The sequence below is a fragment of the Streptomyces sp. NPDC048254 genome, from assembly GCF_043201895.1.
Lineage (GTDB): Bacteria > Actinomycetota > Actinomycetes > Streptomycetales > Streptomycetaceae > Streptomyces.
In genome coordinates, this window is record NZ_JBICZJ010000004.1 from 557896 (window position 1) to 581007 (window position 23112).

Sequence of the window (23112 nt, forward strand, 5' to 3'; positions counted from 1 at the left end):
CAGTGCGAGGCAGTGGGATCCGTTCAGAGGTCGCGAGACCCGGTCGCCGTCGGTGGGGGAGAGCGCTCCTCGCGGCGGCCGCGACCATCGCTCTGGCCGTGGGCATGACCGCGCCCGCCGCGGCGCGGGACTCCGACAGGCAGACACCCGCCGCGCCCGCCGACGCACCTGCCGTCAGTCCGCAGGCGCACACGGTGAGTCTCGACGGCTACTCGTTCCTCGTCGACGGCAAGCGCACCTACCTGTGGTCAGGCGAGTTCCACTACTTCCGGCTCCCGAGCCAGGACCTGTGGCGTGACATCTTCCAGAAGATGAAGGCCGCCGGCTTCAACTCCACCTCCCTGTACTTCGACTGGGGATACCACTCGCCGAAGCCTGGGGTGTACGACTTCAGCGGGGTGCGGGACGTCGACAAGCTCCTCGACATGGCCCAGGAGGCCGGCCTCTACGTCATCGCCCGCCCGGCGCCGTACATCAATGCGGAGGTGGACAGCGGCGGCCTGCCCGGCTGGCTGACCACCAAGGCCGGGAACAACCGCAGCGACGACCCGCGGTTCCTGAAGTACGCGGACGAGTGGCTGACGCAGATCGACCGGATCATCGCCCGCCACCAACTCACCAACGGCACCGGGTCGGTCATCGCCTACCAGGTCGAGAACGAGTACTACAACGGCTCGGCCGCCGGCCGCTCCTACATGCAGCACCTGGAGGACAAGGCCCGCGCCGACGGCATCACGGTACCGCTGACCGGCAACAACAACGGCACCTTCAACTCCGGTACCGGCGCCCTGGACGTCGACGGCCCGGACTCCTACCCCCAGGGCTTCGACTGCTCGAACCCCTCGAAGTGGAACGGCGTCCCCGACATCAGCTACGACCACCCGGCCGGAAAGCCGCTGTACTCGCCGGAGTTCCAGGGCGGCGCCTTCGACCCCTGGGGCGGACCGGGCTACGACAAGTGCGCCCAGCTGATCAACGACCAGTTCGCCAACGTGTTCTACAAGCAGAACATCGCCGTCGGCGCCACCGCGCAGAGCTTCTACATGACCTACGGCGGCACCAACTGGGGCTGGCTCGGCATGCCCGAGAACTACACCTCGTACGACTACGGGGCCGCGATCCGCGAGACCCGCCAGCTCGATCCCAAGTACTACGAGGACAAGCTGATCGGGTACTTCACCCAGTCGGTCGCCCCACTGACCGAGACCGAGGCGATCAGGGCCACCCCGCCGGACGACTCCGCGATCGTCGACACCGCCCGGATGAACCCCGGCACCAAGACACAGTTCCACGTCCTGCGGCACGGGAACTCCACGTCCACGGCCGTCGACAAGACTCACATCTCCCTGGACTTCGACGCCCAGCCGGCCGGGGACACCACCTACACGTGGGACGACCCCGACTCCGCGCTGCAGTACACCGGTTCGTGGTCGCACGTGGCCAACACGAGCTACACCGGCGGCGACTACAAGCACACCGAGTCGTTCTCCAACAAGGCCGGCGACTCAGTCGCCGTCCCCTTCGACGGCACCGCGATCCGCTGGATCGGATCGAAGACGAACAACCACGGCAACGCCGACGTCTACCTCGACGGCACCAAGGTGGCGACGGTCGACGACTCCGGCAGCGAGAGCCAGGCGGTGCTCTTCCAGAAGACCGGCCTGGCACCCGGCGCGCACACACTGAAGATCGTCGTCGCCGGGAACCACAGCTCGGGGTCCACGGACGACTACGTGGCCATCGACGCCATCGACGTACCGACGGCCGCCGCCGCGGAGCCGACCTACCCGGTCGTGCCGCAGCAGCCGGGCACCGCGATCACGCTCGACGGGCGCGACTCGCACGTCATCGTGGCGAACTACCGGCTCGGGGACGCGCAGTTGCAGTACTCGACCTCCGAGCTCATGACCAGCGCGACCATCGGCGACCGGGACGTGGCCGTGCTCTACGGCGACCCGGGCAGCGACGGTGAGACCGTCCTTCGCTACGCGTCCAAGCCCACCGTGACCGCCACCGGCGGTACGGTCGCCACCACCTGGGACGCTGCCACCGGCGACCTGCGGCTGAACTACACGCACAAGGGCCTCCTCCGCGTCAGCATCAGCGGCGGCGGACAGCGCCCGCTGCTGCTGCTCGTGGGCGACAAGGCCACGGCGGAGACCTTCTGGCGTCAGGACACGGCGTCCGGCCCGGTGCTCGTACGCGGCACCCACCTGCTGCGCACGGCGACCAGCCTGGACGGCGGCCACACCGTGGCGCTCACCGGCGACAACGCCGACGACAAGAACATCGAGGTGTTCACCTCGGCCGACCGGGTCACCTGGAACGGCAGGACGGTGCGCGGTGAGGCCACCGACACGGCGAGCCGCACCGGGTCGATCCCGACGGCCGCCCCGGTCCACCTGCCGGAACTGACGAACTGGAAGCACGCCGAGGAGTCGCCCGAAGCGGCCCCCGGCTTCGACGACTCCAGCTGGCAGGTGGCCGACAAGGCGACCACCAACAGCGTCTCCGGCATCAACTCACTGCCGGTGCTCTACGCGGACGACTACGGATTCCACACCGGCAACACCTGGTACCGCGGCCGCTTCCGCGCCACCGGCAAGGAGACCGGCATCCACCTGGTCTCGGACTCCGGTGGAGACGCGCAGGCGTTCTCCGTCTGGCTCAACGGCACCTTCCTGGGCAGTTCCACCACGGGCAGCGGCGACTTCACCTTCCCGGCCGGCGCGGTGAGGTCCGAGGGCGACAACGTCCTCTCCGTGCTCACCGTGAACATGGGGCACGAGGAGGACTACAACTCCACCAACGGCAACAAGAGCGCGCGCGGCCTGACCAGCGCCTCCCTCGTCGGGGCGCCGCTGACCTCCGTCACCTGGCGGCTCCAGGGCGTACGGGGCGGCGAGGAACTCCAGGACACCGTGCGCGGCCCGCTCTCGACGGGCGGCCTGTACGGCGAACGGGCCGGCTGGTCCCTGCCGGGCTACCCGGACCGGAACTGGAACCAGGTCTCCCTGCCGACGACCGACACCCGTCCCGGCGTCTCCTGGTACCGCACCGACGCCGACCTGGACCTGCCGCACGGTCAGGACACCTCGCTGGGCCTGACGTTCACCGACGACCCGGCGCGGAAGTACCGCGCCACGATCTTCGTGAACGGCTGGCAGGTCGGCAACTACGTCAACTACCTCGGCCCCCAGCACACCTTCCCGGTCCCCGACGGCATCCTGAACCCGAACGGGCACAACAGCATCGCCATCGCCGTCTGGAACCTCGACGGCAGCACCGGCGGCCTCGGCAAGGTCTCGCTCACCGACTACGGCAGCTACGCCTCGTCCCTGCGCGTCGCGCAGAACGACAGCCCGCGCTACGACGCCCGGACCTACGCCATGCCGAAGCGCCCCGGAGCGGACGTCACCCTGAACGTGCCGGACACCGCCCAGCCGGGACAGACCTTCACGGCCAAGGCGACGGTCGAGGTCCCGAAGGACCGGCCGTCCGCCTCCGGGCTGACGGCCGCGCTCTCCGCGCCCGACGGCTGGAGCGTGAGCGCCACGAGCCCCACATCGGTCGACCGCCTGCGACCCGGCACGTCGGCCACCTTCACCTGGCAGGTCCAGCCGCCGGCCGGGACGCTGCCGTCCGCCTCGGCGCTCACCGCCACGGTGCGCTACCGGCAGAGCGGACGGCAGGCCACCGGCGCTGACGAGCGCATCGTAGGCGGGATCCCGCCTGCCCCGCCGGCCGGCCAGAGCGAGGTGAGCGACCTGCCGTTCCTGTCGTCCACCAACGGGTGGGGCCCGGTGGAGCGGGACAGCAGCGTCGGCGAGCAGGCCGTCGGCGACGGGCGTCCGATCACCATCGCCGGTGTCGGTCACGCCAAGGGCCTGGGCACCAACTCCGTCAGCGACGTCCAGCTCTACCTCGCCGGACAGTGCTCGCGGTTGACGGCGGACGTCGGCGTCGACGACGAGACGGGCGGTGCCGGCACGGTGACGTTCTCCGTGATCGCCGACGGCAGGACCCTGGTGACCACGCCGACGATCCACGGCAAACAGGCCGCCGTGCCGATCGACGTCGACGTCAGCGGTGCCCAGGTGATCGACCTCAAGGTCGGTGACGCGGGCGACGGCAACGGCAACGACCACGGAGACTGGGGGACACCGACACTGACGTGCGGCTAGGCCGTCGACATCACCTGCCACACCTCAGGGCAGGACGCTCGCGGGTTCGCGGGTGGTGCCGCGCAGCCGGGCGGCGTCCCGGCTCGGGGGCGCGCCGAACTGGCGGCGGTACTCCCGGCTGAACTGCGAGGCGTTGTCGTAGCCGACGCGCCGGCCGACACCGGTGACGTCGCCGGGGTGGGTGGCCAGCAGCAGCCGGGCCTCCTGGAGCCTGATCTGCTTCTGGAACTGGATGGGGCTCATCGCCGTCACCGCCTGGAAGTTGCGGTAGAAGGCGGAGACGCTCATGCCGGACATGCGGGCCACGTCCTCGACGCGGAAGGACTGCGCGTAGTGCTCGCGGATCCAGCGCACGGCCCGGGAGACATGGCTGAGGCCGCTGTCGGCCAGGCCGAGTTCGCGCACCGTCGCGCCCTGCTCGCCGGTGATCAGGCGCCACAGGATCTCGCGCTTGACCAGCGGCGCGAGCACGGCCCGGTCGCGGGGCTCGTCGAGCAGCCGCAGCAACCGGACCACCGCGTCGAGCAGCGCGGCCGGAGCGTCGCTGACGGCGATCCCCGACGGAACACCTCCGCCGGCCCGGGGGAGATCGCCGGGACCGGCCTGCAACAGCAGTTCGGCGACGGCGGACGGCTCCAGGGCGAGACCGAAGCCGAGAGCCGGGTGCTCGGGACCGGCCTGGGTGAACTGCCCCGTGACGGGCAGGTCGACGGAGGCGACCAGGTACTGCCCGGCGCCGTACTCGTAGACCCGTTCGCCCAGGGCGAGGCGTTTGGCGCCCTGGGCGATGACCGCCAGTACCGTCCCGGACATGGAGGGCGCCGGCGGGTCCGGGCGGTCGACCTTCGAGATGAGGACGCCGTCGATGGCGGTGGTCCAGTCGGACCGGGCGTGCCGGTCGAGCAGGCTGCGCAACTCTTCGAGAGGCATGCGCCCATTGCACCACCCCTCTGCCGCCCTGCTCCCACGGCCGAGAGGATCGTGCAAGTACACGCGAGGATCAATCCAATGTTCGTGCAGGTCAGGGCGCTTGAAGGGAACTGGAACCCTCGCTGCCCCTGCCGGTCTGCCGTGCCCCCGCAGGGCACGGCAGGTCCGGTGGTCACCTCGTGCTCTGGGCCCAGGGCACTCCGCGCGTCTCCGCCCACTCCGTCCCCCGTGACCAGAGCCCGGCACCGCCCACGGAGCCCGCTCCGCCGCCCCACGTGCCGGATCCCGCGACGGCGCCGTCACCTCCGGCCGCGACCTGCCGGTGGTCGCGGTCCGCGGACTGGAACCCGACCGTGTAGGTCCGGGTGACCGCACCGTTGGCCGAGGTCACCTTGATGGTGCGGGTGGTCAGCCGGGACCCGGTCGACGAGAGGACCGAACTGCCGTCGGTGACCTTCACCCGCGCGCCGGACCGGGCCGGTACGGCGGAGACGGCCGGGATTCTCGTGCCCTTCGGCCAGTCGACGACGTAGGTGGACGTCTCCGCTCTCGCGAATGCCCCGGCAGGCCGAGTGTGTTCGAGTCCGTCGACCACAGGAACCGCAACGCCGTCGGACACCCTCCGCGCGACGGCGTGGTCCCGCCGGCCCGCACCGGCGGGCTCACCCGCGGTGGCACTCCGCGACCGCCACGCGACCGGACCGCAGGGACGACCGCCGCTGTTCCGGGCTGCCCAATGTGTGCGCGAGCGTGAGGAGATCGTCGTCCGACTCCACCCGCAGGCCGTACTCCGCCAGCAGCGCGGCCATGTGCGCCGGCCGCCACAGCGAGCGCCACGGCTCGCCCGACGTCATGGAGCTGCGGAGCACGCGTGCCAGCAGCCGGCCCACGGCCGCCCTGGCCGACGGCGCCTGGTAGTTGACGACGAGCGCGCTGCCCGGGGCCGACCGCGCGGCGAGCGCGGCGACCGTGGCCCGGACCTCGTCGCGCCTGAGGTACGGCACGACTCCCTCCCACAGCCATGCCGTCGGGGCGGACGGGTCGTGCCCGGCCGCGTCCAGTACCGCACCGAGATCGTCGACGGCGAAGTCGACCGGCGTGAACCGTACGGAACGGGCGACGGCCGGCAACTCCTCGGCGGTGGCAAGGCGGGCGCGCTTGTCCTGCTGGGAGGCCGGATGGTCGACCTCCCACACATCCGTCCGCGCCAGCTCGGGCAGCCGCCACGCGCGGGTGTCCAGACCGGCGCCGAGGATCACGAGCTGGCCGGTCGGGCGGGCGCGCAGAGCCTCGTCGATCGCGACCGTCCGTGGCACGACCACGTCGGCACACGCTCGCACGCCCTCGTACCCGACGCGCGCCTGCCAGCCCTCCGGCACCGCGCCCGCGCGCACCTCGTCCACGGGCGCGCGCTCCGCGGCGCGCAGCAGCCGTACCGCCACCGGATCCGCGAACCGGCCCGCGGCGATCCTCCCGTCCGCCGCCGCCCGCCCCTGGCAGACCAGGACCGCCGTCCGGCTCGCCGTACGCCCGCTCTCGCTCATGGAGCCGTATTCAACACCACCCCCCTGCGCACCTCGCCCGGCGTCCGAAAGCGGCGGACGGCGAAGTTCCCGCCCGGCTGGGCGAGTGCGAGCCGGCTGAGTCCCTTACCCGGCGATTCCATCGTCCGGCGACGTCTCGGCGACGGCCCGCCCGACGCGCCTCGTCCACGCCGAGCGGCCGTGCCGTCCGCAGACCCCTCGCCTCGCGTGATCTCGTTACCGATCCGTTTCGCGAGGTTAATTTCCACGTCCGAAGGGTTGGCTGGAAGTCGTCACCTGGTTATCGTTCACGAACTTCACTCAATCGTTCCGGTGAACGAATAACGAGAGAGACGGTCGGTCCATGTCCGACATCCACCTGCCGAGGCGCCGCTCGGTGCTTGCCGCGGGCGTGGCCGGCGCGGCCTCGCTCGGCGCGTCCTGGCTGCTCACCGGCTGTACGGGGGCAGCCGCCGCCCCCGACCTGACGGCTGCCGCCCTGAAGGGCACCCCCGACGCCGGCGGTACCCTGCGCATCGCCCGGCCCCCGGCCTCCGACGCCGAGACCCTCGATCCCGCCAGCTCCCTGTCGGCGTACGAATATCTCGGCGCCCTCTACAACCGGCTGGTCCGCGTCGGCGCGGACGGCGAACTCGCCCCCGACCTCGCCGAGTCATGGGAGTCCGACAGCAAGGCCCGTACCTGGACCTTCCGGCTGCGCAAGGGCGTCACCTTCCACGACGGACGTGCCTTCACCTCCGCCGACGCCGCCTACACGCTGCGGCACATCCTCGCCAAGGCGACCGCCTCGCCCCAGGCCGCCGTCCTCGCCCCGCTCGTCGACCCGGGCACCCTGCGCACCCCCGACGCCCACACCCTCGTCGTCCCCCTGAAGACCCCGAACGCCGAGTTCCCGAGTCTGCTGACGCACTACAACTGCTATGTCGTCCCGGACGGCAGCGCCAAGGGCATCGGCCGCACCGGCATCGGCACCGGCCCCTTCAAGCTGGAGTCGTTCACCCCGGCGGGCCCCGGCCGGGTCACCGCGTTCCGGGACCACTGGGCCGGCCGCCCGGTCCTCGACACGATCTCCTTCTACTCGGTCGCCGACATGTCCGCCCGCTCCAACGCCCTGCTCGCCGGCCAGGTGGACCTGCTGTCCCAGACCAACCTCGACTTCGCCACCGCCCGGGTGGTCGCCGCCTCCGACCGGGCCACCATCGCCCGGGTGAAGGACGCGCAGTGGTACGTGCTGCCGATGCTCACCACCGAGAAGCCGTTCAACGACGTACGGGTCCGGCAGGCGATGAAGCTCGCCTACGACCCGGAGCACGTCGTGAAGGTCGCGCTCCAGGGAGCGGGCAGCGCCGGCTGGGACAACCCCGTACCGCCCACCGACCCCGTGCACATCGCCGCGCACCCCGCGCACGATCCCGAGCAGGCCCGCCACCTCCTCAAGCAGGCCGGACACGAGGACCTGGCCGTCGACCTCTACACCTCCTCCTACGACCCGCTGTTCACGCCGATGGCCCTCGCCTACCAGGACTCCGCCAAGCGCGCCGGCATCCGGGTCCGGGTCAGGACGGCCGCCGCGGACTCGTACTACACGCAGATCTGGATGAAGAAGCCGCTGATGGCCACCTACTGGTTCACCGGGCGGCCCGTCGACCAGCTCTTCACCCAGATCTTCCGCAGCGGCTCCTCCTACAACGAGACCGCCTGGTCCGACAAGGAGTTCGACGCCGTCCTGGACCGGGCCCGCGCCGAGACCGACGACACCGAGCGCCGTGAACTGTACGGCGAGGCGCAGCGGCTGGTCATCGAGCGGGGCGGGGCGATGACCCCGATGTTCGCCGACCGGCTGGTCGGCATCTCCCGCAAGGTCCGCGGCTACGCCGAGCACGGCTTCGAGTTCGACTACCTCAACATCGGCGTGAAGGGAGCCTGAGCATGCTGTCGTTCACCCTGCGCCGGCTGGCCTCGGCCGTCGGCACGCTGTTCCTCTCCTCCGTCCTCGTCTTCCTCGCCGTCCAGGCGCTGCCGGGCGACGTCGCCACCCAGATCCTCGGCAAGGACGCCACCCCGGACGCCGTCGCCGCCCTCCGCGACCAGCTCGGCCTCGACCGGCCCGCCTGGGAGCGCTACCTCGACTGGGTCGGGGGCGCCCTGCACGGCGACTTCGGCACCTCCCTCGTCTCCGGCAAGGGCGTCGGCGGCGAAGTCGCCCAGTACCTCGGCAACTCCGCGCTCATCGCCCTCGTCACCATCGTGTTCGCGGTGACCGGCTCCCTCGTCCTGGGCATCCTGGCCGGCCTGTACCGGGACCGCTGGCCCGACCACCTCATCTCCACCGTCAGCCTGGTCGGCATGAGCGTCCCCGAGTTCGTGGTCGCCACCGTGCTGGTGCTGTGCTTCTCCGTCGCGCTGCCGTGGTTTCCCGCGGTCGTCCTCTACGGCCCCGAGGCGAGCGTCGGCCAGCTCCTGCCCGCCGTCTGGCTGCCCGCACTCGCGCTCGCCGTCGTCATGGCCGCCTACATCGTGCGGATGGCCCGTACCTCCGTCATCGACGTGCTGGCCGGCGACTACGTCACCACCGCCCGCCTCAAGGGCCTGTCCACCTGGCGGGTCGTCACCCGGCACGCCCTGCCCAGCGCCCTGCTGCCCACCCTGCACGTGATCGCCCTCAACGTCGCCTGGCTCGCGGGCGGGGTCGCCGTCGTCGAGAACGTCTTCAACTACCCCGGCATCGGAAAGCTGATGCTCTCCTCCGTACAGAACCGCGACCTGCCCGTCATCCAGGCCATCGCCCTCGTCAGCGCCGTGATCTACGTCGTCTGCAACCTCGCCGCCGACCTCGGCGCCATGGCCCTCAACCCCAGGCTCCGCACCCGAGGGAGGACCCGATGACCGCGCTCGACACCACCCCGGCCGCCCCGGCCACCGCTCCGGCGGCCCCGCGCCCCGCCGCCCGCGCCTGGCGCGGCCTGCGCTCCTCCCGCACCGCCCTGGTGGGCCTGGCCGTAGTCGCCGTCCACATCGTGGTCGCGCTGCTCGCCCCGCTCCTCACCTCCTACGACCCCATCGCCAACGACGCCTCGCACGCCCTGCTCGGCTCGAGCTGGGAGCACTGGGCGGGCACCGACCAGTACGGCCGCGACGTCCTCGCCAGGGTGCTGTACGGCGGCCGGTACGCGCTCGGCGTCTCCGTCGCCGCCACCCTGATCACCGTCGCCCTCGGCACCGTGATCGGCTGCGCGGCGGCCCTGCGCGGCGGCTGGTTCGACGACCTGCTCGGCCGGGTCCTCGACGCGATCCTGTCCGTGCCGTCGATCCTCGCCCTGCTCGTCGTCGTCACCGCGCTCGGCACCGGGCCCGCCGTGATCGTCCTCGCCATCGCCGTCGTCTACGTCCCCCAGGTCGTCCGCGTGGTGCGCGGCGCCGCGCTGGCCGTGGTCCCCATGGACTACGTCACCGCCGCCCGCGCCCGCGGGGAGAGCACCTGGGCGATCCTGCGCCGCGAGGTCCTGCCGAACATCACCGACGTGGTCTGCGTGGAGTTCGCGATGCGCGCCTCCTGGGTGGTGCTGCTGATCTCCTCGCTGTCCTTCCTCGGCTTCGGCGCCGACCCGCCGACCCCCGACTGGGGGCTGATGGTCGCCGAGAACCGCACCGCCATCACCGTCGTCCCGATGGCGAGCCTCGCGCCGATCTTCGCCCTGGCCACCCTCGTGGTCGGGCTCAACCTCGCGGCCGACGGCCTGTCCAAGGCGTGGGGCGTGGACCGGATCAGGGAGGGTTCCTGATGACCTCTGTCGTTTCCGCCGACCCCGTCGCCCCTGTCGTCTCCGTCGACTCCCTCTCCGTCGCCTACCGTTCGGGCGGCCGCGACGTCCCGGTCGTGCACGAGGTGTCCCTGGAGGTGACGCCGGGCCGGACCCTCGCCCTCGTCGGCGAGTCCGGCAGCGGCAAGTCCACGGTCGCCGCCACCCTCCTCGGCCATCTGCGGCACGGCTCCCGGATCACCGGCGGCAGCGTCCACGTCGACGGACAGGACGTGTTCGCCCTGCCCGCACCGCGGTTGCGGCGGCTGCGCGGCGGGACCGTCGCCATGGTCTCCCAGAACGCCGGGCAGGCGCTCACCCCGACCATGCGGATCGGGCGGCAGATCGAGGAGGCGGGCGGCGCGGTACCCGTCGTCGAACTCCTCGAACAGGTCCGGCTGCCGCGCCCCGCCGAACTCGCCCGCCGCTACCCGCACGAGCTGTCCGGCGGCCAGCAGCAGCGCGTCGCCATCGCCATGGCCGTCGCCGCCCGCCCCAAGGTCCTGGTCCTCGACGAGCCGACCACCGGTCTGGACGTCATCACCCAGCGCAGCGTCCTGGACCTGATCGCCGCCCTGCGCGACGAACTCGGTCTGGCCGCCGTCCTGGTGAGCCACGACCTCGGCGTCGTCGCCCACCTGGCCGACGAGGTGTGCGTCCTCAAGACCGGCCGGGTGGTGGAGTCGGCGGCCACCCGGCGGCTGTTCGCCGCGCCCCAGGACCCGTACACGAAGCGGCTGCTGGCGAGCGTGCCGCGGCTGGACGACGCCGGTCTCGCGGTCGTGGACGAGGCGGGGGAACGCACGGTCCGCGCCAAGGCCGTGGTCCCGGACGGCTCACCGGTCGCGGTCGCCGCGAGCGACGTCACCATCGACTACGGCAGCACCCGCGCCGTGCACGGGGTCTCCTTCGACGTCCGCCGCGGCGAAGTCCTCGCCCTCGTCGGCGAGTCGGGCAGCGGCAAGTCCACGCTGGCCTGGACCCTGGCGGGCCTGCGCACCCCCTCCGGCGGCACCATGACGCACGAGGCCGGGGACCTGGCCCGCCCCGCGCCCAAGCGGCCCCTGTCGCTGCGGCGCAGGGTCCAGCTGGTCTTCCAGAACGCGGACACCTCCCTCAACCCCCGCCGCTCCGTCGGCGACGCCGTGCGCCGCCCGCTGCGGTTCTTCGGCACCGCGACCGGCCGCACCGAGACCGCCGAACAGGCCCGCCGGCTCATCGCCGACGTACGCCTGGACCCGGCCTTCGCCGACCGGCTGCCCGCCCAGCTCTCCGGCGGACAGCGCCAGCGCATCGGCATCGCACGGGCGTTGGCCGGAGAACCGGACGTCCTCATCGCCGACGAGATCACCACCGCCCTGGACGTCTCCGTCCAGGCCGAGGTGCTGCGCCTCCTCGACGACCTGCGCCGCGAACGCGACCTGGCCTGCCTGTTCATCAGCCACGACCTCGCCGTGGTACGCGGCATCGCCGACCGTGTCGTCGTCCTGCGGCACGGAGTCGTCGTCGAGGAAGGCCCCACGGAAGCCGTCTTCGACGCACCCGGCCACCCCTACACCCGCCGGCTGATGGCGGCCGCCCTCGAACCCGACCCCGACGCCCCGCCCCTGACCGGCGACGCCCCCGACTGGGCGGACGCCGCCGAGGCGGACGACATCTGGACGGACCTCGGCGACGGCCATCGCGTCCGCCGCTGGCAGCCCGTCGACACCCCCGTGGCCGAAGGAGTTTCGTGAAGTACCGCGACCAGTTCGAGCGCCGGGTCGTCCGCGAGGACGTCTGGATCCCCACCCGGGACGGCGCGACCCGGCTGCACGCGCGCATCTGGCGGCCCGCGGACGCCGGGTCCGACCCGGTGCCCGCGCTGCTCGAATACCTCCCGTACCGCAAGAGCGACTGGACCGCGCCCCGCGACGCCCAGCGCCACCCCTGGTACGCCGGTCACGGCTACGCCTCCGTACGTGTCGACATCCGAGGCCACGGCGACAGCGAGGGCACCGCCGGCGACGAGTACGACGCCCAGGAACTCGCGGACGGCGTCGACGTCGTCAACTGGCTTGCCGCACAGCCCTGGTGCACCGGCAAGGTCGGCATGTTCGGCATCTCCTGGGGCGGCTTCAACGCCCTCCAGATAGCGGCCCTCGCCCCGGAGCCGCTCAAGGCGGTCGTCACCGTCTGCTCCACCGACGACCGCTACGACAACGACGTCCACTACACCGGCGGCGCCGTCCTCGGCATCGACATGCTCGCCTGGGCCGGCACCATGCTCGCCTTCGCCGCCCGCCCCCCGGACCCGGCGAGCGTCGGCAGCGACCGCTGGCTGCCCATGTGGCGCGAACGCCTCGACGCCCTCCAGCCCTTCCTGCACACCTGGCTCGACCACCAGGAGCGCGACGCCTACTGGCGGCACGGCAGCGTCTGCGAGGACTACACCGCCATCGACGCCGCCGTCCTCGCGGTCGGCGGCTGGCACGACCCGTACCGCGACACCGTGCTGCGCCTGGTCGAGCACCTCCCGGCCGACCGGGTGCGCGGCCTGATCGGCCCCTGGTCCCACCAGTACCCCGACCGCGGGCTGCCGCCGGGACCGGCGATCGGCTTCCTCCAGGAGACCCTGCGCTGGTGGGACCAGCACCTCAAGGACACCGACACCGGGGTGCTGCGCGAACCGCTGCTGCGCGCCTGGATCAACGACCCGGTCCCGCCCGCCACTTCGTACGACGTGATGCCGGGCCGCTGGGTGGGGGAGACCGACTGGCCCTCCCCGCGGGTGACATGGAGCGAGCGCGTCCTCGCTCCCGGCTTGCGTACCCCGGTCCTGGTCCGTTCCCCGCTCCACACCGGCCTGGACGCCGGCCGGTTCTTCCCCTTCGGCAACGCGAGCGACCTGCCGCCCGACCAGCGCGAGGAGGACGGCCGTTCGGTGTGCTTCGACTCCGAACCCCTCGCCGAGCGCGTCGAGATCCTCGGCCGGCCGCGCGTCCGGCTGCGCCTGGACAGCACCACCCCGCGCGCCCACGTCATCGTCCGGCTGTGCGACGTCGCTCCCGACGGTTCCTCGACGCTGGTCACCCGGGGGGTGCTCAACCTGCTGAGCAGGCACGGCCGCGACAAGGCGGTCGAGTGGATTCCGGGAACCTACGAGGACGTCGAGGTCGAACTGACCGCCATCGGCTACGCCTTCCCGCCCGGCCACCGGGTCCGGGTCGCCGTCTCCGACGTGTACTGGCCGTGGGTGTGGCCGCACGGTGAGCGCGGCGAGCTGCGGGTCGTACCCGCCGACAGCGCCGTACTCCTGCCCGTGCGGGCGGCCGTCGAGGAACCGCCGATCGTCTTCGAGGAGCCGGAACAGGCGCCACCGCTGCCGGTCACCTACGACCGGCCCGCCGAGCCGCGACCCGAACGACTCGTCACGCACGACGTGGCGGCGGGGGAGTGGACCCTGGAGGTCGACCCCAACTACGGGGGATCACGGACGTATCCGGACGGGCTCCGCTACGAGGAGAGCGCGCGCGAGACGTACCGTGTCCGCGGCGACGACCCGCTGTCGGCGAACGCCGTGTCCCAGTGGCGGATCCGGCTGCGGCGCGGCGACGACTACGACGCTGAGATCATGACGCGTACGGAGCTGCGCGCCACGGCCGCGGACTTCGTCATGGACAGCCGTATCGAGGCACGGGCGAACGGAGAGACAGTGGCCAAGCGCTCCTGGCACCACACCAGCGCGAGGACGTCGGGATGACCGCCGCCAAGCCGCAGCGCGCCGCGAAGACCCCGCGCCGTGCCGTCGCCGCCGCCGACCGCACCCGCCAGCCCACCGAGGTCCGCCGCCGGCTGATCGTCGAGGCGGCCGTCCCGCTGATCGCGGAGCGCGGCTACGCCTCGGTGGGCGTCCGGGACGTGGCGGCGGCGGCCGGGGTCTCCGTCGGGACGGTCACCTACCACTTCGGCAGCGTCCAGGAGATCCTGTCCGAGGCCATGGTCCTGCACATCGAGCGGTACTACACGGCGCTCAGCGAGGCCGCCGAGCAGGCCGGCAGCGGTGCCGAGGCACTGCGGCTGCTCGTCGACGCGCTCTTCACCGAGGACACCGACCGGCACTGGCGGATGTGGTTCGACTACTGGAACGCCGGTGACCCGGACACCGACGAGGCGTTCACCCGTGGCCAGGCCCAGCGCTACACGGCCTGGCACCAGCAGATCCGTGCCCTGGTCGAACGGGGTGTCGCGGACGGGGAGTTCGCCGTCGACGACCTCGACGGGTTCACCGTCCGCTTCGCCGCCCTCGCCGACGGCCTCGCCCTCCAGCGGCTGCGCCAGACGCCGCCGCTCAGCACCCAGGACGCCCGCCGGCATCTGAACCGGCTGGTGGAGACCGAACTCGCCGTCCGCCCGGACCGCGACTGACGTGCACGGGCACGCGCCCGGTCCCGGTCCCGGTCCCGGTTGAGGAGGCGTCCGGCACGGCAGCCGGGTCGTGCTCCGGGCCGCCCGGCGAGGCGCCGGTGCGGGACCGGGCGGACGGCGTCCGGGCACGGCCGGCCGGTCCGGAGGGCGCCGTTCAGGGCGAGCCCGTCGAAGACGACGGCCGGGTGCTCCGCGGCCACCCGGCCGTCCGCCCCGAGGCGGCAGCGGTCGGCCGGCGAGGTCCCCGGGGCCCGTAGTGAAGCTCGACGGCCATCGGGGCCCCTGATCCGTTACGCGCGGCGACCGCCCCTCCACCGGCGAGGGGGATCGTCCACGGAGACCGCTGTCCCGGCCGCACCCGTGACTCCCCTGGAACCGCCGGCCCTTTTTTTGGCATGTGTGGGCTGAAAGGCTGGAGAGCCTCGGCCGGTCACTCTGCGCATCCCTGCCGAGCGCGCCCCGTGAGCCGGCGACTCGGCGAGTGTCCGGTACGCCCGGGAGGTGCGACGCTGGGACGACAGGCATCCGCCGAGGGGACCCGGGAGGGCCCGATGGGACGTGATGTGCCGGCCCGGGTGTTCACGCGGGAGGACCGGCGCCGGTACCGCGAGAAGATGCACACCTGTCTCGACGTGCTGGCGCAGATGCTGCGCGGATCGGGCTTCGAGAGCGAGCGCCCGCAGGTCGGCATGGAGATCGAGCTCAACCTGGTGGACGACGACGGGCTGCCGGCGATGCGGAACACCGAGGTGCTGCGGGCGATCGCCGACCCCGCCTGGTCGAGCGAGCTGGGCCGCTTCAACCTGGAGATCGACATTCCGCCCCGGGAGCTGACCTCCGGCGGCCCCGGCGCCTGGGAGCAGACGATCCGCGACGCGCTCAACCACGCCGAGGACCGCGCCGCGACGGTCGGCGCCCACCTGATCATGATCGGGATCCTGCCGACGCTGGCGGAGCCGCACGTGGGCGAGGCGTCCCTGTCCGGTGATCCGCGCTACCGGCTGCTGAACGAGCAGATCTTCGCGGCACGCGGCGAGGACCTGCGGATCGGCCTTGAGGGCGTGGAGCGCCTTTCGATGTACGCCGACGCGATCACCCCCGAGGCCGCCTGCACCAGCACCCAGTTCCATCTGCAGGTGGACCCCAAGGACTTCGCCGACTACTGGAACGCGGCCCAGGCGATCGCGGGCGTGCAGATCGCCCTCGCCGCCAACTCGCCGTTCCTCTTCGGCAGGGAACTGTGGCGCGAGACCCGCATCCCCTTGTTCGAGCAGGCCACCGACACCCGCCCCGAGGAGATCAAGGCCCAGGGGGTACGGCCGCGGGTGTGGTTCGGAGAGCGGTGGATCACCAGCGTCTTCGACCTGTTCGAGGAGAACGTGCGCTACTTCCCGGCGCTCCTGCCCCTGTGCGACGACGAGGACCCGCGGCAGGTCCTCGACGCCGGCGGAGTGCCGCAGCTCGGGGAACTCACGCTGCACAACGGCACGATCTACCGCTGGAACCGCCCCGTCTACGCCGTCACCGACAGCGGGCCGCACCTGCGCATCGAGAACCGCGTCCTGCCCGCCGGCCCCACCGTGGCCGACACCATCGCCAACGGGGCCCTCTACTACGGCCTGACGCGCGCCCTCGTGGACGAGGACCGTCCGGTGTGGTCGCGGATGTCCTTCGCGGTCGCCGAGGAGAACCTGCACGCGGCGGCCCGTGACGGCATCGACGCCCGTCTGTACTGGCCGGGGGTGGGCGAGGTACCGGTCACGGAACTGGTGCTGAGACGCCTGCTGCCGCTGGCGCACCGGGGCCTGGAGCTGGCCGGCCTGGACACCTCCTGGCGCGAGCCCATGCTGGGCATCATCGAGCAGCGGTGCGTGAACGCCCGCAACGGAGCCCTGTGGCAGGCGGAGACGGTCCACCACCTGGAGCGGACCGGCACCTCCGACCGCCGGGAGGCGCTGCGGCGGATGACCACCACGTACATGGACTACATGCACCTGAACGCGGCGGCCCACACGTGGCCCGTGGAGTGAGCGCCGCAACGCGCTGAGAGGGCGGCCCGGGGTTCCGCGCGCCCGCCCGCGCCTCGATCGCGGCCCCCTGTTCCGGTGGCAGGGCCCCACCGTCGACCCGGCCCCGGGGAACGGTCACCGCCGTGTCAGGATGCCGGGTGACCGCTCTGTTCCCGGAGGCTTCCTGACGTGAGTGAGACCGAGGTGGCCCTCGCGCCGCACCCCCTGCTGCTGGCCGACGGCGCCCCCGCCGCCGACGCGTGGTCGCTGGACCCGGCGCTGACACATCTGAACCACGGCTCGTTCGGTGCCGTTCCGCTGGTGGCGCAGGAGCGGCAGGCGCGGCTGCGCGCCGAGATGGAGCGCGCGCCGGTGGTGTGGTTCCCGGAGCTGCCCGGGCGGCTCGCCGCCACCCGCGTCGAACTCGCCGGGTTCCTGCGCGTAGACGCCGGTGACCTCGCCCTGGTGCCCAACGCCAGCGCCGGCGCCAGCGTGGTCTACAACGCCCTCGCCCGCCGCCGCGGCGGGGAGATCGTCGTCACCGACCACGGCTACGGGGCCGTCACCATGGGAGCCGACAGACTCGCACGCCGCTGGGGCGGCCGGGTGCGCACGGCGCGGATACCGCTCGGCGCGGACGAGGACGAGGCGTACGAGGCCGTGACCGCCGAGATCGGCGAGGCCACCGACCTCGTCGTGGTCGACCAGATCACGTCGGCGACCGCACGTCGGCTGCCGGTCGAGCGGATCGGCGCGGCGGCACGCCGGCAGGGCATACCGGTGCTCGTGGACGGCGCCCACGCACCGGGTCTGCTCGGCACACCGCTCGCCGACGCGACGTACGACTTCTGGACCGGAAACCTCCACAAATGGGGCTGTGCCCCGCGCGGCACCGCGGCCCTGGTCGCCCGCGGGCCCCTGCGCGACCTGCTCCACCCGCTGATCGACTCGTGGGGCGCCCAGGACCCGTACCCCGACCGCTTCGACCAGCAGGGCACGCTCGACGCCACCTCCTACCTCGCCGCGCCCACGTCCCTCGACTTCGTCGAGCGCACCTGGGGCTGGTCCGCCGCCCGCCGGTACATGGACCGGCTGGCGGACTACGCCGCCCACGTCATCGGCGCCGCTTTCACCCGGCTCACCGGCGCGGACAGCCGGGCCGACGTCGGGATGCCCGTCCCCGGCATGCGCCTGGTGCGGCTGCCGGACGGCCTCGGGCGCAGCCGGATCGAGGCCGACGCGCTGCGTGATCGAGTGGCCCGTGAACTCGCCGTCGAGGCGGCCTTCACCAGTTTCGGCGGTATCGGCTACCTGCGCGTGTCCGCCCACGTCTACAACACCCCGGCCGACTACGAGCACTTCGCCGAGAAGTACGTCCCCGTACTCGGTAACTGGGCCCGGGAGCAGCACTGTTGAGTGATCAGGTCAAGCGTTCCGGCCCCTTGACTCGGTAGGCGCACAACCGGATCCTCGTCCCAGGTATTGCGCGGGTCATGACAACCCCAAGGGTTGGCCAACCGCGCCTTCGCGCCGACCGAGGGACATGGGCCGTGACGCAGACTCGACGCTCGTACCGCAGACGCAGGAACGTCACTGTTCTGTCGTTGCTGCTCCTGGTACTGACCGTGGTCCTCGGGCCCACCCCGAGTTCGGCGGCCGGCAACGACTGGTGGACCCCGACCGCACGACCCGCCCCGGACGTCCAGATCGACGTCACCGGCGAGCCGTTCACCGGCACCACCGCCACGGGCGAGGTGCGCGGCTTCGTCGACGCGCACAACCACCTGTTCGGCAACGAGGCCTTCGGCGGCCGGCTGATCTGCGGCAAGGTCTTCTCCGAGGCCGGTGTCGCCGACGCCCTGAAGGACTGCCCCGAGCACTACCCCGACGGCTCGCTCGCGCTCTTCGACTACATCACCCACGGCGGCGACGGCAAGCACGACCCGGCCGGCTGGCCGACGTTCGAGGACTGGCCCGCGTACGACTCGATGACCCATCAGGCCGACTACTACGCCTGGGTGGAGCGGGCCTGGCGTGGCGGACAGCGGGTGCTCGTCAACGACCTGGTCACCAACGGCATGATCTGTTCGATCTACCCGTTCAAGGACCGTGGCTGCGACGAGATGACGTCGATCCGGCTGCAGGCGAAGATGACATACGACCTTCAGGCGTACATCGACAGGATGTACGGCGGCACCGGTAAGGGCTGGTTCCGGATCGTCACCGACAGCGCGCAGGCGCGTGCGGTCATCGAGCAGGGCAAGCTGGCCGTCGTCCTGGGTGTCGAGACCTCCGAGCCCTTCGGCTGCAAGCAGATCCTCGACGTCCCGCAGTGCGGCAAGGCGGACATCGACAAGGGGCTGGACGAGCTGTACGCGCTCGGCGTCCGCTCCATGTTCCTGTGCCACAAGTTCGACAACGCGCTGTGCGGCGTCCGCTTCGACTCGGGCGGCCTCGGAACGGCCATCAACGTCGGGCAGTTCCTGTCGACCGGTACCTTCTGGGGGACCGAGAAGTGCACCGGCCCGCAGCACGACAACCCCATCGGGAGCGCGTCGGCGGCGGCGGAGTCGGACCTGCCGGCGGGCGTGGACGTCCCCGCGTACGACGCGGACGCCCAGTGCAACAAACGCGGTCTCACCGAACTCGGCGAGTACGCGGTGCGCGGCATGATGAAACGCAAGATGATGCTGGAGATCGACCACATGGGCGTCAAGGCCGTCGGCCAGGCGCTGGACATCCTCGAATCGGAGTCCTACCCGGGCGTGATCTCCTCGCACAGCTGGATGGACCTGGACTGGACCGAGCGCGTCTACTCCCTCGGCGGCTTCGTCGCCCAGTACATGCACGGCTCCGAGGGGTTCGTCGCGGAGGCGGCGCGGACCAAGGCGCTGCGCGACGAGTACGGCGTGGGCTACGGCTACGGCACGGACTTCAACGGCATCGGCGACCACCCCGCCCCGCGCGGCGCGGACGCCGCCGACAAGGTGACGTACCCCTTCAGAAGCGTCGACGGGGGCTCGGTCATCGACCGGCAGACCTCCGGTGAGCGCACCTTCGACATCAACACCGACGGCGCCGCCCACGCGGGCATGATCCCCGACTGGATCGAGGACATCCGGCAGGTCGGCGGCGAGGACGTGGTGGACGACCTGTTCCGGGGCGCCGAGTCCTACCTCGGCACCTGGCGGGCCACGGAACAGCACCAGGCCTCGGTGAACCTCGCCGAGGGGCATCCGGCGAGCGCCAGTTCGTCCGAGTGGAACCCGTTCACCAGCTACCAGCCGGACCGTGCCGCCGACGGCGACGACTCCACGCGCTGGGCCGCCGACTGGAGCGACGACCAGTGGTGGCAGGTCGACCTGGGCTCCACCCACCTGGTCTCCCAGGTGACGCTGGACTGGGAGCGCGCCTACGGCAGGTCGTACCGCGTCGAGCTCTCCACCGACGGCACGAACTGGGCGACCGCCTGGTCCACGACCTCGGGCGACGGCGGCCTGGACACGGCCCGGTTCACCGGGACCCCGGCCCGCTACGTCCGTGTCCACGGCCTCGCGCGCGGCACCGAGTGGGGATACTCGCTGTACGAGGTCGGGGTCCACAGCGCCTGAGGCGAGGGCTGCCGGGCGGCACGCATGCCGCCGGTGCTCCGGCACCGGCGGCTGACGGAAGCGGCCGCCAGGACGGCACCCCGGGGCCGCACGGCCGTGCCATGGCACGACTTGACGTGTACTCGGCGAAGTGGGTCTATGGGAGCGCTCCCATATCACCCGTCCGATGCCTGAGTTTCTTGGCGCTCACTCCCTGGAGCCGCAGTGAGAAGAACAAGAAGCACGACCCGAGAGCACCCCTTACCCCGCCTGCTGGCCGCCCTGGCGTCCCTGCTGGCGCTGGTCCTCACAGGCGCCGCGTTCCCCGTCGCCGCCCGTGCCCAGTCACCCGGGGTGCAGGCCACCGGTCTGCACATCAGTGCCGGCCGGCTGGTCGAGGGCAACGGCAGCGACTTCGTCATGCGGGGCGTCAATGCCGCGCACACCTGGTACCCGGGCCGCACCGGGCAGTCCCTCGCCGACATCAAGGCGCTGGGCGCCAACACCGTCCGCGTGGTGCTCGCCGACGGCCACCGCTGGGCGGCGAACAGCGCCTCCGACGTGGCGAACGTCGTCGCACAGTGCAAGGCGAACCGGCTCATCTGCGTCCTGGAGGTGCATGACACCACCGGCTACGGCGAGGACAGCGCCGCCGGCACGCTCGACGAGGCCGCCGACTACTGGATCGGCCTGAAGGACGTGCTCGCCGGCCAGGAGGACTACGTCGTCCTCAACATCGGCAACGAGCCCTGGGGCAACACCGCCCCCGACGGCTGGACCGCCCCGACCATCGCGGCCGTCCAGAAGCTCCGCAACGCCGGACTCGCACACACCCTCATGGTCGACGCGCCCAACTGGGGCCAGGACTGGCAGGGCGTCATGCGCGCCAACGCCCGGTCCGTCTACGCCGCCGACCCCACCGGCAACCTGATCTTCTCCATCCACATGTACAGCGTCTTCGACACCGCGCAGGAGATCACCGACTATCTCAACGCCTTCGTCGACGCCGGACTGCCCCTCCTGATCGGTGAGTTCGGCGGGCCGGCCGACCAGTACGGCGACCCCGACGAGGACACCATGATGGCCGCGGCCCAGCAGCTGAAGCTCGGGTACCTGGCCTGGTCCTGGAGCGGCAACACCGACCCGATCCTCGACCTCGCCCTCAACTTCGACCGGAACCAGCTCAGTTCGTGGGGCCAACGGGTCTTCAACGGAGTCAACGGCATCGCCCAGACGGCAAAGGAGGCGACCGTCTTCGGGGGCGGCAGCCCGGACACCCAGGCCCCGACGGCCCCCGGTACCCCGGGCGCCTCCGCGGTCACGGCCACCTCCGCCACCCTCACCTGGACCGCAGCCACCGACAACGTGGGCGTCACCGGCTACGACGTCGTCCGCGTCAGCGGCGCCACCGAGACCACGGTGGCCGCCTCCACCACCAGCACCGTCACCGTGACGGGCCTGACCGCCGAGACCGCGTACACCTTCGCCGTCTACGCCCGTGACGCCGCCGGCAACCGCTCGGCCCGCTCGGCCACGGTGAACGTCACCACCGCCAAGGCCGCCGACCTGTCCTGCTCGGTCGGTTACCGCGTCGTGGGGGAGTGGCCCGGCGGATTCCAGGGCGAGTTGACCATCGGCAACGGCGGCACCACCGCGATCAACGGCTGGCGGCTCGGTTTCGCCTTCGCCGACGGCCAGACCGTCACCACCATGTGGGGCGGCACGCCCCAGCAGACCGGTGGCGCGGTGACCGTCACGCCCGCCTCCTACACCACCACCATCCCCGTCGGCGGCTCGGTGACCGTCGGGTTCCTGGCGAACAAGGGCGCCACCAACACCGCCCCGACCGCCTTCACCCTCAACGGCTCCGGGTGCGCGGCGAGGTGAACACGCCGGCCGGCGAGGTGGTGGGACGCACACCTCGCCGGCCGGCCCTCCTGCCGCGAGGTCCGACGGCCGGGTGACGGTCGGCTACGCCGGGGTGACACGCCACTGGTCGCACCACGACCGCACCGCGGCCCTGGCCACGGTGAACGGAACCGTGGCCGCCCGCCGGGACCGACCCGGCGGGCGGCCCCCCGGGTGCGTCGCCAGGAATGCAAGATCACGCAGGAGCCCATACCGTCGAAAGCAACGACCAGCAGGCCCCCACAGGCCGCCGGGCGGTCGACGGAGGCCCGTTCGATGCGGGAAGAGCCCCTGCGAGACTGCCAGGCCACTCAGGGAGACACGCATGAGTCGCGCCAAGCGCAGGACCCGCAGCACCTCCCGCAAACGGGCCACACCCGGGCTCGACGGCACGGCCCCCACCACGAGGAACACCCGGTCCGGCGACGAGCAGCGGCCCGCGGTACACGGCGAGGACGCCGACGAAGGGCCTGTCCCCGCGGTCGCGGCCCACCGGGACGGGCGAGTGCCGCCGGCGGAGCACGCCGGCGCCCCCGGTCGTGGCGGGGCCGCGGCGACAACCGCCGCTCAGGATCCGCCGGCGCCGGGCCGCCCCGCCGCGGACAGGCCCGCGCCACAGCCCGACCCGGCACTCCGCTCCCGCCCCGACATGTCATTGCCCGACACGTCGTTGCCCGCTGCGGCAGGCCCCCCGCCCCCGCCGACCGCGTGCGACACGCCCCCGAGCCGCCACTCCGGAC

14 protein-coding genes are annotated in these 23112 nt (G+C 72.1%); 12 read left to right on the top strand and 2 right to left on the bottom strand.

Translation table 11 applies throughout. The annotated features are described in order from the left end of the window. Positions 1–104 precede the first annotated feature (104 nt). Complete coding sequence (locus tag ACGFZQ_RS15035; RefSeq protein WP_393840720.1) at positions 105–4184, top strand: beta-galactosidase; 4080 nt, start codon at positions 105–107, stop codon at positions 4182–4184. Between the two features lie 24 nt (positions 4185–4208). Here ACGFZQ_RS15035 and ACGFZQ_RS15040 read toward each other — a convergent pair whose 3' ends face one another. After that, on the bottom strand, positions 4209–5114 hold the full coding sequence (locus ACGFZQ_RS15040; protein WP_393840721.1) for an AraC family transcriptional regulator N-terminal domain-containing protein: 906 nt from the start codon (positions 5112–5114) through the stop codon (positions 4209–4211). Positions 5115–5479: 365 nt separating this feature from the next. On the opposite strand from ACGFZQ_RS15040, the gene ACGFZQ_RS15045 reads away from it, so the two are divergent. After that, positions 5480–5647, top strand: coding sequence for a hypothetical protein (locus tag ACGFZQ_RS15045; protein WP_393840722.1), 168 nt, complete (start codon positions 5480–5482; stop codon positions 5645–5647). 129 nt (positions 5648–5776) lie between these two features. Here the strand turns inward: ACGFZQ_RS15045 and ACGFZQ_RS15050 are convergent, their stop codons facing one another. After that, a complete protein-coding gene (locus ACGFZQ_RS15050; RefSeq protein WP_393840723.1) occupies positions 5777–6658 on the bottom strand; it encodes a class I SAM-dependent methyltransferase in 882 nt (293 codons plus the stop codon). Between the two features lie 343 nt (positions 6659–7001). Between ACGFZQ_RS15050 and ACGFZQ_RS15055 the strand changes: the two genes are divergently transcribed. The 10 genes from ACGFZQ_RS15055 (at position 7002) to ACGFZQ_RS15100 (ending at position 22351) form a co-directional block, all read left to right on the top strand. Beyond that, entirely contained in the window at positions 7002–8585 is a 1584-nt protein-coding gene (locus tag ACGFZQ_RS15055) for an ABC transporter substrate-binding protein (protein WP_393840724.1), read from the top strand. A 2-nt stretch (positions 8586–8587) separates the two neighbouring features. Further along, positions 8588–9544, top strand: a complete 957-nt coding sequence (locus ACGFZQ_RS15060; protein WP_393840725.1) for an ABC transporter permease — start codon at positions 8588–8590, stop codon at positions 9542–9544. Continuing rightward, positions 9541–10440 carry an ABC transporter permease gene (locus ACGFZQ_RS15065; protein ID WP_393840726.1) on the top strand — a complete coding sequence of 300 codons (900 nt, stop codon included), beginning with the start codon at positions 9541–9543 and terminating at the stop codon, positions 10438–10440. The genes ACGFZQ_RS15060 and ACGFZQ_RS15065 overlap by 4 nt, the downstream gene beginning before the upstream one ends. Continuing rightward, a complete protein-coding gene (locus tag ACGFZQ_RS15070) occupies positions 10440–12194 on the top strand; it encodes a dipeptide ABC transporter ATP-binding protein (protein WP_393840727.1) in 1755 nt (584 codons plus the stop codon). The genes ACGFZQ_RS15065 and ACGFZQ_RS15070 overlap by 1 nt, the downstream gene beginning before the upstream one ends. Next, complete coding sequence (locus ACGFZQ_RS15075; protein ID WP_393840728.1) at positions 12191–14200, top strand: CocE/NonD family hydrolase; 2010 nt, start codon at positions 12191–12193, stop codon at positions 14198–14200. Before ACGFZQ_RS15070 ends, ACGFZQ_RS15075 begins: the two co-directional genes overlap by 4 nt. Then, positions 14197–14865: a TetR family transcriptional regulator C-terminal domain-containing protein gene (locus tag ACGFZQ_RS15080; protein ID WP_351736645.1), complete on the top strand. Its 669-nt coding sequence runs from the start codon at positions 14197–14199 to the stop codon at positions 14863–14865. Before ACGFZQ_RS15075 ends, ACGFZQ_RS15080 begins: the two co-directional genes overlap by 4 nt. A gap of 551 nt (positions 14866–15416) precedes the next feature. Then, the gene (locus ACGFZQ_RS15085; RefSeq protein ID WP_393840729.1) at positions 15417–16895 is read left to right on the top strand and encodes a glutamate-cysteine ligase family protein; all 1479 of its coding nucleotides are present in this window, start codon (positions 15417–15419) and stop codon (positions 16893–16895) included. A 168-nt stretch (positions 16896–17063) separates the two neighbouring features. Continuing rightward, on the top strand, positions 17064–18290 hold the full coding sequence (locus ACGFZQ_RS15090) for an aminotransferase class V-fold PLP-dependent enzyme (RefSeq protein WP_393840730.1): 1227 nt from the start codon (positions 17064–17066) through the stop codon (positions 18288–18290). A gap of 134 nt (positions 18291–18424) precedes the next feature. After that, entirely contained in the window at positions 18425–20485 is a 2061-nt protein-coding gene (locus ACGFZQ_RS15095; protein WP_393840731.1) for a discoidin domain-containing protein, read from the top strand. Between the two features lie 204 nt (positions 20486–20689). Next, the gene (locus ACGFZQ_RS15100; RefSeq protein ID WP_393840732.1) at positions 20690–22351 is read left to right on the top strand and encodes a cellulase family glycosylhydrolase; all 1662 of its coding nucleotides are present in this window, start codon (positions 20690–20692) and stop codon (positions 22349–22351) included. Positions 22352–23112: the final 761 nt, after the last annotated feature.

Bases quoted from the DNA above. Each gene is read 5' to 3' on its own strand.
- ACGFZQ_RS15035 (WP_393840720.1), top strand. From the start codon at position 105: ATGACCGCGCCCGCCGCGGCGCGGGACTCCGACAGGCAGACACCCGCC.
- ACGFZQ_RS15040 (WP_393840721.1), bottom strand. From the start codon at position 5,114: ATGCCTCTCGAAGAGTTGCGCAGCCTGCTCGACCGGCACGCCCGGTCC.
- ACGFZQ_RS15050 (WP_393840723.1), bottom strand. From the start codon at position 6,658: ATGAGCGAGAGCGGGCGTACGGCGAGCCGGACGGCGGTCCTGGTCTGC.
- ACGFZQ_RS15055 (WP_393840724.1), top strand. From the start codon at position 7,002: ATGTCCGACATCCACCTGCCGAGGCGCCGCTCGGTGCTTGCCGCGGGC.
- ACGFZQ_RS15060 (WP_393840725.1), top strand. From the start codon at position 8,588: ATGCTGTCGTTCACCCTGCGCCGGCTGGCCTCGGCCGTCGGCACGCTG.
- ACGFZQ_RS15065 (WP_393840726.1), top strand. From the start codon at position 9,541: ATGACCGCGCTCGACACCACCCCGGCCGCCCCGGCCACCGCTCCGGCG.
- ACGFZQ_RS15070 (WP_393840727.1), top strand. From the start codon at position 10,440: ATGACCTCTGTCGTTTCCGCCGACCCCGTCGCCCCTGTCGTCTCCGTC.
- ACGFZQ_RS15080 (WP_351736645.1), top strand. From the start codon at position 14,197: ATGACCGCCGCCAAGCCGCAGCGCGCCGCGAAGACCCCGCGCCGTGCC.
- ACGFZQ_RS15085 (WP_393840729.1), top strand. From the start codon at position 15,417: ATGGGACGTGATGTGCCGGCCCGGGTGTTCACGCGGGAGGACCGGCGC.